General features: G+C 46.4%; 20 protein-coding genes. 8 read left to right on the top strand and 12 right to left on the bottom strand.

The features are described 5' to 3' along the window. Positions 1-86: 86 nt before the first annotated feature. The 7 genes from BMX14_RS12505 to cpxP form a co-directional block, all read right to left on the bottom strand. Complete coding sequence (locus tag BMX14_RS12505; protein ID WP_092677286.1) at positions 87-308, bottom strand: hypothetical protein; 222 nt, start codon at positions 306-308, stop codon at positions 87-89. A 275-nt stretch (positions 309-583) separates the two neighbouring features. Next, positions 584-1303: a phosphate signaling complex protein PhoU gene (gene phoU / locus BMX14_RS12510; protein ID WP_092677288.1), complete on the bottom strand. Its 720-nt coding sequence runs from the start codon at positions 1301-1303 to the stop codon at positions 584-586. A 50-nt stretch (positions 1304-1353) separates the two neighbouring features. After that, positions 1354-2127 (bottom strand): phosphate ABC transporter ATP-binding protein PstB, encoded by a 774-nt coding sequence (gene pstB, locus BMX14_RS12515; protein WP_177173149.1) that lies wholly within the window; start codon positions 2125-2127, stop codon positions 1354-1356. Between the two features lie 26 nt (positions 2128-2153). Then, positions 2154-3038, bottom strand: coding sequence for a phosphate ABC transporter permease PstA (gene pstA, locus BMX14_RS12520; RefSeq protein WP_092677292.1), 885 nt, complete (start codon positions 3036-3038; stop codon positions 2154-2156). Then, entirely contained in the window at positions 3035-3997 is a 963-nt protein-coding gene (gene pstC / locus BMX14_RS12525; RefSeq protein ID WP_092677294.1) for a phosphate ABC transporter permease PstC, read from the bottom strand. Before pstC ends, pstA begins: the two co-directional genes overlap by 4 nt. 71 nt (positions 3998-4068) lie before the next feature. Further along, the gene (gene pstS / locus BMX14_RS12530; RefSeq protein WP_092677296.1) at positions 4069-5112 is read right to left on the bottom strand and encodes a phosphate ABC transporter substrate-binding protein PstS; all 1044 of its coding nucleotides are present in this window, start codon (positions 5110-5112) and stop codon (positions 4069-4071) included. A gap of 285 nt (positions 5113-5397) precedes the next feature. After that, positions 5398-5862, bottom strand: coding sequence for a cell-envelope stress modulator CpxP (gene cpxP / locus BMX14_RS12535; protein ID WP_177173145.1), 465 nt, complete (start codon positions 5860-5862; stop codon positions 5398-5400). Positions 5863-6013: 151 nt separating this feature from the next. Between cpxP and cpxR the strand changes: the two genes are divergently transcribed. Genes cpxR through trmL form a run of 3 tightly spaced genes read left to right on the top strand, consistent with a single transcriptional unit; the run spans position 6014 to position 8594 of the window. Beyond that, positions 6014-6712 (top strand): envelope stress response regulator transcription factor CpxR, encoded by a 699-nt coding sequence (cpxR, locus tag BMX14_RS12540; RefSeq protein WP_048913000.1) that lies wholly within the window; start codon positions 6014-6016, stop codon positions 6710-6712. Beyond that, the gene (cpxA, locus tag BMX14_RS12545; RefSeq protein WP_092677300.1) at positions 6709-8085 is read left to right on the top strand and encodes an envelope stress sensor histidine kinase CpxA; all 1377 of its coding nucleotides are present in this window, start codon (positions 6709-6711) and stop codon (positions 8083-8085) included. Before cpxR ends, cpxA begins: the two co-directional genes overlap by 4 nt. Positions 8086-8120: 35 nt before the next feature. Further along, positions 8121-8594, top strand: a complete 474-nt coding sequence (gene trmL / locus BMX14_RS12550) for a tRNA (uridine(34)/cytosine(34)/5-carboxymethylaminomethyluridine(34)-2'-O)-methyltransferase TrmL (RefSeq protein WP_092677302.1) — start codon at positions 8121-8123, stop codon at positions 8592-8594. Between the two features lie 17 nt (positions 8595-8611). Here trmL and cysE read toward each other — a convergent pair whose 3' ends face one another. The 5 genes from cysE to BMX14_RS12575 are packed head-to-tail and all read right to left on the bottom strand — an operon-like array spanning position 8612 to position 11707. Further along, entirely contained in the window at positions 8612-9430 is an 819-nt protein-coding gene (cysE, locus tag BMX14_RS12555; protein ID WP_092677304.1) for a serine O-acetyltransferase, read from the bottom strand. 59 nt (positions 9431-9489) lie between these two features. Beyond that, positions 9490-10500, bottom strand: a complete 1011-nt coding sequence (gpsA, locus tag BMX14_RS12560) for an NAD(P)H-dependent glycerol-3-phosphate dehydrogenase (protein ID WP_177173146.1) — start codon at positions 10498-10500, stop codon at positions 9490-9492. Between the two features lie 5 nt (positions 10501-10505). After that, positions 10506-10967 (bottom strand): protein-export chaperone SecB, encoded by a 462-nt coding sequence (gene secB, locus BMX14_RS12565; RefSeq protein ID WP_092677308.1) that lies wholly within the window; start codon positions 10965-10967, stop codon positions 10506-10508. A 36-nt stretch (positions 10968-11003) separates the two neighbouring features. Beyond that, positions 11004-11258, bottom strand: coding sequence for a glutaredoxin 3 (grxC, locus tag BMX14_RS12570; protein ID WP_092677310.1), 255 nt, complete (start codon positions 11256-11258; stop codon positions 11004-11006). 17 nt (positions 11259-11275) lie between these two features. After that, complete coding sequence (locus BMX14_RS12575) at positions 11276-11707, bottom strand: rhodanese-like domain-containing protein (RefSeq protein ID WP_092677312.1); 432 nt, start codon at positions 11705-11707, stop codon at positions 11276-11278. Between the two features lie 238 nt (positions 11708-11945). On the opposite strand from BMX14_RS12575, the gene envC reads away from it, so the two are divergent. From envC to rfaC, 5 genes are all read left to right on the top strand, one after another. Beyond that, entirely contained in the window at positions 11946-13247 is a 1302-nt protein-coding gene (gene envC, locus BMX14_RS12580) for a murein hydrolase activator EnvC (RefSeq protein WP_092677314.1), read from the top strand. Between the two features lies 1 nt (position 13248). Continuing rightward, on the top strand, positions 13249-14130 hold the full coding sequence (locus tag BMX14_RS12585; RefSeq protein ID WP_092677316.1) for a divergent polysaccharide deacetylase family protein: 882 nt from the start codon (positions 13249-13251) through the stop codon (positions 14128-14130). Between the two features lie 109 nt (positions 14131-14239). Continuing rightward, the gene (gene rfaD, locus BMX14_RS12590) at positions 14240-15169 is read left to right on the top strand and encodes an ADP-glyceromanno-heptose 6-epimerase (RefSeq protein ID WP_092677318.1); all 930 of its coding nucleotides are present in this window, start codon (positions 14240-14242) and stop codon (positions 15167-15169) included. Positions 15170-15188: 19 nt separating this feature from the next. Continuing rightward, entirely contained in the window at positions 15189-16250 is a 1062-nt protein-coding gene (gene rfaF / locus BMX14_RS12595; protein ID WP_092677320.1) for an ADP-heptose--LPS heptosyltransferase RfaF, read from the top strand. Continuing rightward, a complete protein-coding gene (gene rfaC, locus BMX14_RS12600) occupies positions 16238-17209 on the top strand; it encodes a lipopolysaccharide heptosyltransferase RfaC (protein WP_092677322.1) in 972 nt (323 codons plus the stop codon). Before rfaF ends, rfaC begins: the two co-directional genes overlap by 13 nt. The last annotated feature ends 1 nt before the right edge of the window (position 17210 follow it).

Here is a 17210-nt window from a genome sequence, read left to right on the forward strand (position 1 = left end):
ATATTACCGAATTACGCTTAGAAATTTCATAAAAAAAAGCAAAGAGATTTTTATAAAAAACCTCTTTGCTTTCTAATCAAATCACTTTATTTTCTTAGCATAAGCTTGAAAAATGAAGTCATAGTATCAATCGCCGAATCGATAACTAAACCTGCATTTTTCGCCACATTACCGGCATTAACTCCGGCATTTTTCCAACCGATAGTTTCAGCTAAAGCACCAAATGTAGACCCTACGGTACCGAATACGGTAGAAAAAATACCGGCTCCAGATACATTTTCCATTTGTACGCTAGTTAACTCTTTCACTATATTTTCCTTAATAATATTAATTTCCAATTATTTATCAACAATCATATATTGTCTTGCTGACAGCGTCAGAGTAGCGAGTGTGACTAGCGCTTACAATGTCATATATTCAGAAGGAAAGTAAAAATCTAATTTTTTGGAAAAGATGCATGGCAAAAAAGATGGAACCAAATACTTTTTTGTCATCAAGGTTCACACAGCATAGAATTAAAATGAGTATAAAAAAAACCAGTATAGATTGTAGACCTATACTGGTTTCTATATTTAGGATTTTTTTAATTCGTATTATTTGTTAAGAATTGATCTAACTTATCTCCATCGAGATGGCGGACGTCTTGCCCTTTGACAAAATAGAAGATGATCTCACAAATATTTTGGCAACGGTCGCCTATTCGCTCAATCGATCGAGCACAAAATAAGGCGGTCAAAACATTAGGGATTGTTCGAGGATCTTCCATCATATAGGTCATTAACTGACGTATAATCCCTTCATACTCTTGGTCTAGCTTCTTATCCGCTTGGTAAATCTCAATCGCCGCCTCGAGATCCATCCGAGCGAAGGCATCCAGAACTTCATGCAACATTTCAACCGAATGCTGTCCAAAAGACTCAAGACTAATCAATAGCGGTTGATGTTGTTGGCTAAATTTCTCCAACGCTGTACGGCTAATTTTTTCTGCCACATCACCAATACGTTCAAGTTCAGATATCGTTTTAGTAATGGCCATCACTAGCCGTAAATCACTGGCTGTAGGCTGTCTTTTCGCAATGATTTTGACGCAGTGTTCATCGATCTCGACTTCCATGCGATTCACTTTTTGGTCATCGGCAATCACTCGACGAGCTAACTCACTGTCCATGTTATGTAATGCGGTAATGGCATCTGTTAGCTGTTGTTCAACCAATCCACCCATGATCATCACTTGAGTGCGAATGTGCTCAAGTTCGGCATTGAATTGGGCCGAAATATGCTTATTAAGGTTTAAAGTATCCATATTACTCTCCACGCACTGAAATTGATTAATTACGGTTTATGCTTTCGGTATTAGCCATAGCGCCCAGTAATGTAATCTTCAGTTTGTTTTTTAGCTGGTGTCGTAAACAGCGTATCCGTATCACTAAACTCCACCAACTCGCCCAAATACATGAATGCAGTATGATCGGAGCAACGTGCGGCTTGTTGCATGTTATGCGTGACAATCACGAGGGTGTAATCTTGTTTTAACTCAGTGATCAATTCTTCAATCCTACCGGTAGAGATAGGATCCAGTGCGGAACAAGGCTCATCGAGTAGCAGAATTTCAGGCCGTATAGCAATCCCTCTGGCAATACAGAGACGTTGCTGCTGGCCGCCAGAAAGGCTGTATCCGCTTTGATGAAGTTTATCTTTAGTTTCAGTCCATAACGCGGCTTTAGTTAATGCCCACTGCACGCGTTCATCCATCTCAGCGCGGGAGAGCTTTTCAAACAAGCGTACGCCGAAAGCAATATTATCGTAAATCGACATAGGGAACGGCGTAGGTTTCTGAAAAACCATGCCGATTTTGGCCCGTAGTAACGCAATATCTTGCGAAGATTGTAAAATATTTTCGCCATCAAGTAGGATTTCACCTTCTGCTCGCTGCTCGGGGTAGAGCTGAAACATCTTATTGAAGGTTCTTAAAAGTGTCGATTTCCCGCACCCAGATGGCCCGATGAAAGAGGTCACTTTATTACGGGCAATGTCTAAATTGATATTTTTGAGTGCATGAAATTTTCCATAGTAGAAGTTTAAATCACGTACTTGTAATTTACTTGCAGCCGGGTTCGCTTTCGCCATCGTCATAATTATCTCTCTTTCACTTATTACTTACGCTTGACGAAAATCATGCGCGCTAGAATATTGAGGACGAGTACACATAGGGTAATCACCAGTACCCCCGCCCAAGCCAAGCTTTGCCACTGTGCAAAAGGACTCATGGCAAATTTAAAAATAGTGACCGGTAAGTTCGCCAATGGCTGGCTCATATCGGTACTCCAGAACTGGTTCGATAATGCGGTGAAGAGTAGCGGGGCCGTCTCTCCAGCAATACGAGCAATCGCCAGTAACACACCGGTCATAATACCGGATAGCGAGGCTTTTAAGGTGATAGATAGAATCATCCGCCACTTTGGTGTGCCTAATGCATAAGCGGCTTCACGCAAACTATCAGGCACCAGTTTAATCATATTTTCTGTCGTGCGGATCACGATCGGGATCTGTAATAGCGCTAACGCGAAGACACCAGCCCAACCCGAAAAGTGCTGCATACGGCTGACGACGAGGGTATAGACAAACAACCCGATCACTATCGAAGGAGCCGAGAGTAGAATATCGTTGATAAACCGAATGACTTCTGCCAACCAGGTCTTGCGACCGTATTCCGCAAGATAAATACCGGCCAAGATCCCCAAGGGCGTACCCAATACCGTCGACCACAGTATTAACAAACCACTACCGGCTAAGGCGTTAGCAAGTCCACCACCGTCAGTATTGGGTGGCGGCGTATCCTGCGTGAAGAGATCCCACGATAGGCCATCAATACCTTTGCTTACAGTGGTCCATAAAATCCACAGCAACCAAAATAAGCCAAACGCCATGGTTAAGAGTGACAAGGTTAAGGCTAGGTAGTTTTTTACCCGGCGCCGTGTTTGACGCTTAATACGCTCTGCGATTTCTTGAGCGGTATGACTCGGTAAGTAATCACTCATCCGCGAGCCCCTTCTTTTCTAGCAAGACGCATAACCATTAGACGCGAGATCGCTAACACGATGAATGTGATGACGAAGAGGATTAAGCCAAGTTCCATCAGCGCTGAAATATGCAGACCAGATCCCGCTTCGGCAAATTCGTTGGCTAAAGCAGAGGTGATGCTATTTCCTGGCATATAGAGCGAGGCACTATCGAGCTGATAAGTGTTACCAATGATAAAGGTAACGGCCATCGTCTCGCCCAATGCTCGGCCAAGGCCTAACATTACACCACCGATGACACCGTTCTTCGTGAAAGGTAAGACAATGCGCCAAATCACTTCCCAAGTCGTACAGCCAATTCCATAAGCCGATTCTTTCATCATGACCGGCGTCTGTTCAAAAACGTCACGCATTACGGAAGCAATGTAAGGGATGATCATCACGGCCAAAATAATCCCCGCTGCCAGTATCCCAATACCAAATGCCGGACCCGAAAATAAACTGCCTAAAATTGGCACACTTGACAGTAAATCGGCCACAGGCGTTTGGAAGTATTCAGCAAATAGCGGCGCAAACACAAATAATCCCCACATACCATAAACAATACTGGGTATCGCAGCGAGTAGTTCAATGGCTGTGCCGAGTGGTCGCCTCAACCATGCAGGTGAGAGTTCAGTCAGAAATAACGCAATCCCAAAGCTGACCGGTACCGCAATAAGTAATGCTATCGCTGAAGTGACCAGTGTGCCGTAGATAGGCACGAGTGCGCCGAATTGTTCGTTCGGTGCATCCCACGTTTTGGTCCATAAGAACGAAAAACCAAACTGATGGAGGCTAGGCCATGATGAAATCATCAGGGAAACAATAATGCCACCTAGCATAAGGAGGACAATTAAGGCGGCAATTTTTACCAGAAGGCTAAATATTACATCGCCGTATTTACTGGGAGCCTTAAAGGACGACCGGTGTTGTACCATAACATTCTCAAGTAGATAGATGACAGGGCAGCAAGCTGCCCTGAAAATAAATAAGCGTCGCGTGGCGAGAATTAAGGATAGATTGCTTTACCTTCCTCTGTCGTAATAGTCTTTTTCCACGCATCACGGATTAGTGTCACTACCGATTCAGGCAGTGCTGCGTAGTCTAAGCTATTCGCCGTTTTCGCACCTTGTTGGTAACCATAATCGAAAAACTGTAAAACAGCTTTAGCTTTATCCGCATTAGCCGGTTTTTTGTAGACTAGGACATAGGTGGTGGACGAGATAGGCCAAGCATTGTCGCCCGCTTGATAGGTCAGATCTTGTGCGAAACTCTGTTGCCAATTTGCACCTTTCGCTGCATCGCTGAATGATTGTTCATTCGGGGCAATTGCTTTTCCTGCCGCATCGACTAATTTGGTATAGGTAAGATTATTTTGTTTAGCGTAGGCATATTCAACGTAGCCAATGGAACCCGGCAGACGTTGTACAAAGGCTGCTACGCCATCATTACCTTTACCGCCCAGACCAATCGGCCAATTAACGGTATTGCCTTTACCAATTTTGCTGTTCCACTCTTGGTTAACTTTCGCTAAGTAACTGGTGAATACAAAAGAGGTCCCTGAGCCATCTGCGCGGCGAACAACATTAATATTCGTTGCCGGCAGTTTTAATCCTGGGTTTAAGGCTGCGATCTCAGGATCGTTCCAGCGAGTAATTTTACCTAAGTAAATATCACCGGTTGTTTTACCATCTAATATTAGTTGGCCCGACTTAATGCCCGGTAGGTTGACGGCAAGGACGACACCACCGATAACCGTTGGAAATTGGAAAAGACCATTTTTCTCTAGGTCAGCCGCACTCATCGGAGCATCAGAAGCGCCGAAGTCGACAGTTTTAGCGATGATTTGTTTAACCCCACCCGATGAGCCGATGCCTTGGTAGTTCACTTTACTGCCATTGGCTTTGTAGTAATCTGCTGCCCAACGAGAATAGACCGGTGCAGGGAAAGTACCACCAGCGCCAGTAAGATCAGTTGCGGCAAACGCCGAAACGGTAGTCAATGCTAAGGTCACTGCTGTGAGGTGAGTCGCCATCTTACGCTTGAATTTCATACTCTCTCCAAAAGACCGATTTAATTACAACCTAAGGTGTGTTGCGGTTAAATTAGGTCAATTCAATGACACGAAGATGTCACTTTTATGACAGAAATATGACAGTGGTTATTGGGGAGAGTACTAGGGTGAGATTACCTCTGTAACTTGAATAAGGCCACTGCTGAGAGTATTAAGGATAAAAAAAACCCCTCATCACTGAGGGGGAAGACAGGGATGGTGTCTATGGCAAGGAAAAAAGGTATGACATACTACTGCTACTACCATACAGCCAACACGATGTGTTCACTGTAATTCGTTGATATCGCATAATTGATCAATACGATAATCATAATTCTGCTGAACTTGCTTTTTCTGGCTTGACGTTAATAATCCGTAGATTTGGTTGCGCACGTGAGCCATCTCAACTTGAAACTTAACTTGCTGATCGGCAATTTTTTGCGCTTGATTACGAACAGCTGTCTCATCAAAATCAGGGGATAACGTTAATTTCTGCATCGCCTTCAAATCACTGATATCCGTAGTTGAATGGCGAAAGCGAAACTGGTCTGTCAGATCCCGCATTCTTTGCCGCTGCGACTCACTGAGTTCGATGCCATCGAACATATGTGATTGGATGCGTTGTGTCAGGCTATCATTCGTTGTGCAAGGTTGGTTAATCTTATCTTTAAGTGGTGTTTCGACGCTTTGGGCGTACCCCGTAGAAACAATAAATAAAGAGGATATCGCGAGAGCACAAAGATGACGCATTTCACTGTTCCTCGTAGCAGTTGTTGTTTGAAGCATTGGGGGGTAGTCTAGGCGAGTTGCTGCAAACATCCGTCAGGGGGTGTAAAACTAAGTAAAGTGATAAACACGTTACCATGGAACAAGGTATTTTTGCTGCCGAAGAGGAGAGATTATGAATAAAATTTTACTCGTTGATGATGACCGTGAACTGACTTCACTGTTAAAAGAATTACTTGAAATGGAAGGTTTTGATGTAACCGTCGCGGGTGATGGCGAGCAAGCGTTATCTTTGATGGACAGCAGCATCGATCTATTACTTTTAGACGTCATGATGCCTAAGAAAAATGGTCTTGATACCTTAAAAGAACTCCGCCAACAACATCAAACACCTGTCATTATGCTTACGGCTAGAGGTAGCGAGCTGGATCGTGTTCTTGGATTAGAACTTGGTGCCGATGATTACCTGCCAAAACCGTTTAACGACCGTGAATTAGTCGCGCGGATCCGCGCCATATTGCGTCGTTCAAATTGGAGTGAGCAGCAACAAGTGCAAGAAAGTAATTCCCCTACCCTTAAAGTCGATGAATTACGCCTGAATCCTGGACGGCAAGAAGCGAGTTTTGATAATGAATCACTGGAACTCACGGGAACCGAATTCACATTACTCTACCTATTAGCGCAACACTTAGGCCAAGTTGTCTCTCGTGAACATCTTAGCCAAGAGGTACTGGGTAAACGCTTGACGCCTTTTGATCGTGCTATCGATATGCATATCTCTAATCTGCGCAGAAAGCTTCCTGAACGGCGTGACGGGCACCCATGGTTCAAAACCCTGCGTGGACGTGGCTATTTAATGGTCTCTGCAACATGATTGCCAGTCTGACTACCCGTATTTTTGCGATTTTCTGGTTAACATTGGCGCTTGTGCTGATGCTTGTCCTTATGGTTCCCAAGCTCGACTCACGACAGATAACCTCTTTACTCCCGAGCGAATATCGTGAGGGGGCAATGGTTGAGCAACATATTGAGGCCGAGTTACGACAAGATCCTCCCAATGACCTGATGTGGTGGCGACGTCTTTATCGAGCAATTGATAAATGGGCTCCTCCTGGTCAGCACTTACTTCTTGTCACCTCTGAAGGTCGGGTTATTGGTGCGCGCCATAATGAAATGCAAATTATTCGGAATTTTATCGGGCAGTCAGACAATGCCGATCACCCTCAAAAGAAAAAATATGGTCGTCAAGAGATGGCTGGCCCTTTCTCTATCGAGGATGGGGAAGATAATTATCAGTTGTATATGATCCGCCCAGCCAGTAGTTCACAGCTCGATTTTGTGAACCTATTGTTTGACCGACCCTGGTTACTCCTCCTCGTCACCATGTTAATCAGCACTCCTTTACTACTATGGTTAGCGTGGAGTCTCGCAAAACCTGCGCGTAAGCTCAAATATGCTGCCGATGAGGTGGCCAGCGGCAACCTTCGTCAGCATCCAGAACTTGAATCTGGCCCTCAAGAATTTCTAGCAGCTGGTGCCAGCTTTAATCAGATGGTGAGTGCGCTTGAGCGTCTTATCAAAGGGCAACATCGCTTGCTATCGGATATTAGCCATGAATTACGTACGCCCCTAACCCGGTTACAACTCTCAACGGCATTATTACGTCGGCGCGCTGGGGAGAGTAAAGAATTGGAGCGTATTGAAACTGAAGCACAGCGTTTGGATGGAATGATTAACGATCTCCTCGACCTCTCGCGTACTCAGCATAAAAATGCCTTGGTTAGCGAGGTATTACGCGCTAATCAATTGTGGAAAGACGTTATTGACGATGCACGCTTTGAAGCTGAGCAGATGGGTAAGAAAATGGAAATTCCTTATCCGCCAGGAGCATGGCCTTTGTATGGTAACCCCCACGCCCTAGAAAGTGCCGTCGAGAATATTATCCGTAATGCGCTGCGCTATTCCCACTCAGCGATTAGCATTAGCTTCTCTGTCGATAGAACGGGCTTAACCTTACATGTTGATGATGATGGGCCTGGAGTCGACCCACAAGATCGGGAACAAATATTCCGTCCTTTCTACCGAACGGACGAGGCGCGTGACCGTGCTTCTGGCGGTACTGGGCTTGGCCTGGCTATTGTCGACACCGTTATTCAACAGCATCACGGACATGTTAAAGCAGAAGACAGTCCACTCGGTGGCTTACGGTTAACTATCTGGCTTCCGTTATACTCAGCGAAACAATAATTTGCTATGCTGCGGCTCTCGAAAAGGGAGCCGCCATGATTAATATCGTTTTATTCGAACCAGAAATTCCCCCCAATACTGGGAATATCATTCGCCTCTGCGCGAATACAGGGTTTTCCCTGCATATTATCGAACCCTTAGGCTTTACTTGGGACGATAAGCGTTTGCGCCGTGCAGGATTGGATTACCACGAATTTACTGCCGTAAAAAAACATGCTAATTACGAGGCTTTTCTCGCTGCTGAACAGCCCGCAAGACTGTTTGCATTGACCACTAAAGGCACACCCGCCCATAGTGCGGTGAGTTGGCAAACGGGTGACTATCTTATGTTTGGACCCGAAAGCCGTGGTTTACCTGCAACCATTCTCGATAGCTTACCGCCTCAGCAGAAAATCCGTATTCCTATGGTAGAGAATAGCCGCAGTATGAATCTCTCAAACTCAGTCGCGGTCGTCGTGTTCGAAGCATGGCGTCAATTAGACTATGCGGGTGCACTATTACGGGAATAAGCGCAGAATAAAACGCATTAGATCCCATCACCGTATTCAAATCCCATCGCCCCAGTAAAATGTTGATCCATTTCCATTGAGGGCTTTTGGCTGGTCGGACGGCCTACAATTCTTGCAGGAATTCCGGCGACGGTGGTGTGCGGCGGTACAGCCATCAATACCACTGAACCCGCGCCAATTTTTGCCCCTTCGCCGATTTCAATATTACCTAATACTTTCGCGCCTGCGCCAATCATTACCCCCTCACGGATTTTTGGATGACGGTCGCCGGACGTTTTGCCTGTCCCGCCTAGCGTGACAGACTGAAGTATTGATACATCATCACTGACTACGGCCGTTTCACCGATCACGATGCCAGTGGCATGGTCGAGCATTATGCCACAACCGATCTTGGCAGCTGGATGGATATCAACCCCAAAGGAAACGGAGATCTCGTTCTGTAGATAAACGGCAAGTGAGCGTCTACCTTGGCGCCATAACCAATGACCAATACGATAGGCCTGTAGCGCATGAAAGCCTTTAAGATAGAGTAACGGAGTCGAGTATTTATCAACTGCGGGGTCACGCTGGCTCACCGCCATAATATCGCGGACAGCAGACATGATCATGCCAGGATCTTGGCGGTAAGCTTCTTCGACGATGTCGCGAATCGCAATGGCGGGCATATTGGCATTCGCCAGCTTATTCGCCAACATGTAGCTCAATGCACTGCCTAAATTATCGTGCTTCAACAGCGTGGCGTGGAAAAAGCTGGCAAGCATGGGTTCGCCGGATGCCAACTCACGTGCTTCAGCGAGAATCGCTTCCCAAATTTGCTCAAGCTCTTCCGAAGACATGACATGCTCCTGATAAAAAACGCCCTAACGGGCGTAATAATAAAATGAAATAAACTCACTTACTGACGTGATTCGTCTTTACGTTCTCGTCCCAACAGAGCTATGGCTGCCTCTTGGGTGGGTTTTCCGCAATAGAGCACTTGATAAATTTGCTCAACAATCGGCATTTCTACCCCAACGCTCGCCGCAAGTAAGTAAACTTCTTTGGTATTGCGATAGCCTTCTACAACCTGACTAATCGTTTCTTGCGCGTCTTCAACCGACGTACCTTGCCCCAACAACATTCCAAAACGGCGGTTACGTGACTGGTTATCTGTGCAGGTTAATACTAGATCGCCTAAACCTGCCATGCCAGTGAAGGTCTCGGCTTGCGCACCTAATGCCAAGCCCAAACGAGACATCTCCGCTAAGCCGCGAGTAATTAACGCTGTACGAGCATTGGCACCAAACCCCATACCATCTGACATACCTGCTCCGATGGCGATAACGTTCTTCACTGCACCACCCAATTGCACACCGGTCATATCATTATTGCTGTAGACCCGAAAACTTTTACCACAATGGAGTTTAGTCTGTAAGTCCATCGCAAATTGTGCATTCTTCGATGCTAAAGCAATCGCGGTGGGCATGCCCGCAGCAAGTTCCTTAGCGAAGGTCGGCCCGGAAATTACCGCGAGGGGAATATCGGGACCTAAAATTTCTCTCGCGACCTCTTCAAGCAAACGCCCCGTCTCAACTTCTAACCCTTTTGTCGCCCAAACTATACGTGTATCCGGAAGTAAGAATGGGACGATCTGTCTTAAAACTTCACCAAACACATGACTTGGCACAACAATTAAGAGATCACGGCTTAGGGCGACGGCTTGGTTAAGCTGAGAAGTTAATGCAAGATTTTCTGGGAAAGGCACATCGGAAAGGAACTCCGCATTGCAACGTTGTTCACTTAAACGGGCGATATGTTGTGGGTTATGCCCCCATAACATCACTGGATAACCATTACGAGCCAAGGTTATCGCTAAAGCGGTGCCGTATGAACCGGCACCGATAACACTTACACTTGCTTCACGCATCGTGATTAAGCATCCTGCGCGGCTTCACCACCTTCTTGCTGCTGAAGGTAGTTCATGAAAAGCGCGTCAAAGTTGACTGGCGCTAAGTTCAATTGCGGGAAGGTGCCACGAGATACCAGCGCCGAGATACATTCACGCGCATAAGGGAACAGGATGTTAGGGCAGTAAGCGCCTAAGCAGTGAGCCATTTGCGAGCCTTCAATTCCTGAAATGGTAAAAATACCCGCTTGCTGAACTTCACACAAGAAAGCAGTATCTTCACCGACCGTTGCGGTTACCGTTACGCGGAGTACCACTTCGTAGATCCCTTCGGAAAGTTGAGTCGATGCAGTATCGAGGTCCAACTTAACATCAGGTTCCCACTCTTTTTGGAAAATTTGCGGAGCATTAGGTGCTTCAAAAGAGATATCTTTGGTGTAAACACGCTGGATCTGGAAAGTCATTTCGTTTGGGTTCTGTTCAGACATGGTACTCAATCCTTTAAAACAAAATAGCGCCTATCGTTAGGCATTCAGTAGTGGGTCTAGTTGTGCACGCTGTTCCAATGCAAACAAATCATCGCATCCGCCGACATGGAGCTGATCGATAAAAATCTGTGGCACCGTCGTACGCTGACTACGATCTATCATTTCTGCCCGTTTTTCGCTGTCATTATCGATCGCAATTTCGTGGTATTTCACACCTTTTTGATCCAACAATGCTTTTGCACGATGGCAAAAGGGACAAGTTTGTTTAGTGTAGATATCAATGGATGCCATAAAAGCCTCTTAAGAATCTATTTGCCACGGACTAATGGAAGGTTTTCACTGCTCCAACCACTAATACCCTCTTTTAATACCGTTACTTTTTCAAAACCTGCTGCAGTAAGTTGGGCTGCAGCATCACCTGCGCTCTGGCCGGTTGCGCAAACTACGATAATCGGTTGAGATTTGTACTTCTCAAGCTCAGTAAAATTACCTTTCTTAATCTCATCGCTGCTCACTTGGAGTGCGCCAGAGATGTGACCACGACGGAAATCATCACGCCCACGCACATCAACCACGACAGCATTTTCTTTGTTAATAAGATGGGTAGCTTCGCCACGCCCAATCAATTTAACTTTGGAAAATAGGCCTTTGAAAGTCGTAAAAATTACTAATACCAGTAATACCACCCAAGCAAGGCTTAAGATAAGGTGATTCTGCACAAATTCCATAATTTCTTGCATAAGAAAAACAACTCCGAGAACGATCTACTATAAATGTATCCGCGCAGCAGCAATGCACTGCGTAGTCAGGACAACATTGCAAAATGGGAATCATCTACTGTAATAACCTTAGACGGGCCCTTTCACACTGCCGAATTCTTACCTATTATCTGATTATGCCATTATTATAAGCTGTACACTATAAAACCCGAGCGTTACTCTGGTAACCTGTGAAACATCATGGAATAATCTCAGCCTTATGACGGAAAAAAAGCGTTTCACTTTATCTTTTTCAGCTCGGCATAATACGATTTTGTCTACTCAATTTCGCTTTTTACCGATGACGTCCAGCCTGCTCCTGTGTGCGGGCCTATTGACCTTACCTATTTCCAGCCACGCTGACGATAATCAATCGGCGCTTCGCTCGATTCAACAAGATATTGCGGCCAAAGAGCGCAGTGTTCAAGCACAAAAACAGCAACGTGACGAATTATTGGGTAAATTAAAGAGCCAAGAGAAACTTATCGCCCAAGCCAGTCGACAGTTACGTGAAACACAGCTCAATTTAAATAGTATTAATAGCGATATCCAAGAACTGACGGACTCAATTGAAGAGCTTATCCGCTCCCAAGCCCATGAAGAAAAGGTTCTTGCCGCTCAGCTTGATGCGGCTTTCCGTCAAGGTCAGCACAGCGGTATTGAGCTCCTGCTCAGTGGTGAAAATGGTCAACGCAGTGACCGCATGCTGACTTATTTCCGTTATTTGAATACAGCACGTCAAGAAAATATCGAGTCACTAAAACAAACTCGCGCCGATTTAGCAGATAAAAAGTCGCAGCTCGAAGTGCGTCAACAGCAACAGCAAACGCTATTCACCCAACAGAAAGCGCAGCAAGATCAATTGCAGTCAGCCCAGAGTGCACGGCAAAAGACCTTACAGCAATTGAATGTGTCGTTACAAAGGGATCAAGCCGATCTCGCCGAAATGCGGCAAAACGAAAACCGCCTACAAAACCAGATTGCCCGAGCAGCACAAGAAGCTAAAGCTCGAGCGGCACGTGAAGCAAGAGCCGCAGAACAAGTCAAACAGCGCCAAGCACAAGCCCAAGCTAAAGGTTCAACTTACCGCCCAACTGAAGGTGAAAAAGAGCTTATTGCCCGAACCGGCGGCTTAGGCCGTGCTAATGGCCAATATCCTTGGCCGATTCATGGCCGTCTGATACACCGATTTGGCGACACTCTACAAGGTGAGTTACGTTGGAAAGGATTAGTTATTGGCGCAGCTGAAGGGACGGATGTTAGGGCAATTGCTGATGGCCGCGTGTTAATGGCCGACTGGTTGCAAGGGTATGGCCTGGTCGTCGTAATTGAGCATGGTAAAGGCGATATGAGCCTCTATGGCTATAATCAGAGTGCGTTGGTAAACGTTGGCCAACAAGTCAGAGCGGGCCAAGCTATCGCACTCGTTGGTAGCAGTGGAGGGCAAGGCGCACCCGCACTTTACTTTGAAATTAGACGCCAAGGACAAGCGGTTAACCCCTTAAGCTGGTTAGGAAAATAATGTGCGAAAATTATTTAATTCTCTTATTACTTTTGGTTTCCTAACGTTCGCTTATTCAACCTCTGCAGGACAGTTAGCCCTTGTTATTGACGACTTCGGTTATCGACCCACGGAAGAGCATAAAGTTATCGCTCTTCCTAATACTATCTCTATCGCGGTATTGCCTGATGCCCCGCATTCCCACTCGATGGCCACCCTCGCCCATCAGGCTGGTCATGAAGTGCTGATTCACCTGCCAATGGCACCGATGAGTAAACAACCTCTTGAAGTGAATACCTTGACCCCTGAGATGAGTCTCAGTCAGATGCAAAGTATTATTGAGCATGCTATTCGCCAAGTCCCTTATGCTGTGGGATTAAATAACCATATGGGTAGCCGGATGACCTCCAACTTACCTGCTATGCAAAAGGTAATGAGCGTTCTTAACCATCATCAGCTCTACTTCCTAGACAGCGTGACCATTGGCAATACGCAAGCCGTGAATGCTGCACAGGGAACCTCAGTAAAAGTGTTGAAGAGAAATGTGTTCTTAGACGACACACAAAACGAAGCGGATATTCGCTACCAATTTCAACGTGCGGTTAAGCTGGCCCAGCGTAATGGTTCGGCAATCGCCATTGGTCACCCCCACCCCACGACGGTAAGAGTCTTACAACAACTCCTGCCTACCTTGCCCGCCGATGTTAAATTGGTGAAACTGAGTCAGTTACTCAATCATTCTGCGACAGCCACGGTTACCCACTCGTCGCCACCGCCGACATTGGCCGCGCATTGCCCTCGTACCCAGCCTTTACGCCAGCATAAAGCATCAGAAGGCATTATGATAATTTATACCTCCGTGCGCGACAGTCAATTCATAAACAATATCAAAGCATTATTCTAATTTAGGCCGCCGGTTAGGCGGCTTGCTGCCATCCTTTAGTTAAGATGGTATGATTTAAGGTAATTCACTCGAATAATGTTCGAGTCTCGTCTTAGTCGAAAGGTGATTTATGATTATTGTAACTGGTGGTGCCGGCATGATCGGCAGTAATATCGTTAAAGCGTTAAACGATCGCGGCTATAACGATATTTTGGTGGTGGATAACCTCAAAGATGGCACTAAGTTCATTAATCTCGCTGATCTTGATATCAGTGATTACATGGATAAAGAAGAATTTTTGATGAGTATTGTGGCCGGTGATGAGTTAGGACCTATTGAAGCTATTTTCCACGAAGGTGCATGCTCTGCAACCACCGAGTGGGACGGTAAATACATGATGGACAATAATTACCAATACTCTAAAGAACTCCTACATTTTTGTTTAGAGCGTCAAATTCCCTTCTTATATGCATCGTCTGCGGCCACTTACGGTGGACGAGATAGCGATTTTATTGAAGAGCGCCAATACGAATCGCCACTCAACGTCTATGGCTACTCTAAAATGCTGTTTGACCATTACGTAAGAAGTATTCTTCCTGAAGCTGACTCGCCAGTGTGTGGATTCCGCTATTTTAACGTATATGGTCCCCGTGAAGGCCATAAAGGCAGCATGGCGAGTGTGGCCTTTCACCTTAATAATCAAATAAACCAAGGTGAAAATCCCAAGCTATTTGCCGGTAGTGAGCAGTTTAAACGTGACTTTATCTATGTTGAAGATGTCGCTGACGTGAATCTCTGGTGCTGGGAAAACGGCGTTTCAGGAATTTTTAACTGTGGTACGGGTCATGCCGAATCTTTCCAAGTCGTCGCTGACGCCGTCTTAGCGCATCATCAACAAGGTGAAGTGGAGTATATCCCTTTCCCAGAGAAGCTTAAGGGCCGTTACCAAGCCTATACCCAAGCCGATCTCACTCGTCTTAGAAATGCAGGTTATACCAAAACTTTTAAAACCGTGGCTGAAGGCGTAAGCGACTACATGCGTTGGTTGAACAAGCCTTAAGAAAGTGGAAGCCTTATCGATGAAAATATTAGTGATTGCGCCATCATGGGTCGGTGACATGATGATGTCTCAAAGCTTGTATCAAACGCTGAAAGCACAATGGCCACAAGCGATAATTGATGTAATGGCCCCCGCATGGTGCAGGCCACTACTGGCAAGAATGCCAGAAGTTAATCAAGCGATAGCAATGCCAATTGGCCACGGAAGTCTAGCTTTAGGCGACCGATATCGACTCGGTAAGGCGCTACGTGATAACCATTACGACCGCGCTTATATTCTCCCCAACTCCTTTAAATCGGCTCTTATCCCTTGGTTCGCGGGGATAAAACACCGTATTGGTTGGTTGGGTGAGATGCGTTATGGCTTATTGAACGATTATCGCCGCTTAGATAAAGCCGCGTTTCCTTTAATGGTTGAACGCTATATTGCTTTGGCTTACGAACAGAATAAAGCGACCCGTGACACAGACTTACCAAGACCGCTTGCACGGCCAGCACTGGTTGTTTCAGCGCGTGAAAAACTTGAAACTGCCGCGCTCTTCAACTTGCATGCCGATCGTCCACTCATCGGCTTTTGCCCAGGGGCTGAATTCGGGCCAGCAAAGCGTTGGCCTGACTACCATTATGCTGAACTCGCTAAACAGTTGATTGCAAAAGGCTACCAAATTGCCCTGTTTGGTTCAGCCAAAGACAATGAGGCTGGCGCTGAAATTATCGCGCGATTAACCCCAGACGAAGCGGCACACTGCACAAATCTAGCGGGGAAGACTGAACTTGATCAAGCTGTAATCTTACTCGCTCAATGTCATGCTGTGGTCACTAACGACTCAGGGTTAATGCATGTTGCAGCGGCCCTTGGACGGCGGCTGGTCGCGCTGTACGGTCCGAGTAGCCCAGACTTTACACCGCCTTTAACCGATGAAGCCCGTATTATCCGCTTAATCACCGGCTACCACAAAATTCGCAAAGGTGAAGCTGACCAAGGCTACCATCAAAGCCTGATCGATATTACTCCGAATCAGGTCGTCGCTGAGTTAGAAGCGCTGTTAGCCACGGTTCAGGAGCCTGAATGCGTGTCTTAATCATTAAGACGTCCTCCATGGGCGATGTTATTCATACACTGCCTGCGCTGACGGATGCGCTAAAGCAAATCCCGACCATCCGTTTCGACTGGGTCGTGGAAGAGGGCTTTAGCCAAATCCCCACTTGGCATCAGGCTGTCGATCGTGTCATTCCGGTGGCTATCCGTCGCTGGCGGAAAAATTGGTTGCGTCGCGATATACGAGAAGAGCGGCAGCGCTTCTATCAGCAGCTGAAGAGCGTTCACTATGACGCGGTCATTGATGCTCAAGGGCTGATCAAAAGTTCAGCCTTGATTACCCGTAAAGCCCAGGGTACTAAACACGGTTTGGACTGGCAGAGTGCCCGCGAGCCTCTTGCCAGTTGCTGGTACGACCGTGGTCATCGGATGAGTAAACAGCAGCATGCGGTGGAGAAAATACGGGCGCTATTCTCAGCAAGCCTCGGCTATCCACTCCCCAAGACCCAAGGGGATTACGCAATCGCCCAGCATTTTGTCAATGCCCTTCCCGCAGAGGCTAATCACTATCTCGTCTTCTTGCATGCGACAACACGTGACGATAAGCATTGGCCAGAAAGCGCTTGGCAATCATTGATAGACTTAGTGGTGGCACGAGGCCTTAAGGTAAAATTACCATGGGGTTCGCCGATAGAACAGCAGCGTGCAATACGGCTTGCGGCAGACCGCCCTCAGGTAGAGGTGTTACCGAAACTTTCACTCAGTGACGTCGCAACACAATTAGCAGGTGCGAGGGGTGTCGTCTCGGTCGATACGGGTCTGAGTCATCTTACCGCTGCGTTAGACCGCCCGAATATCACCTTATATGGCCCCACAGACCCGTTACTGATCGGCGGTTATGGTAAGAATCAATATGTGATTAAAGGCCAACCTACTGGCAAAATGAGTGAAATTCAGCCCAACGAAGTGCTTGAAAAACTCACCGCCATTGGTTGTATTTAAG

The sequence above is a fragment of the Rosenbergiella nectarea genome (assembly GCF_900111105.1).
Taxonomy (GTDB): Bacteria; Pseudomonadota; Gammaproteobacteria; order Enterobacterales; family Enterobacteriaceae; genus Rosenbergiella; species Rosenbergiella nectarea.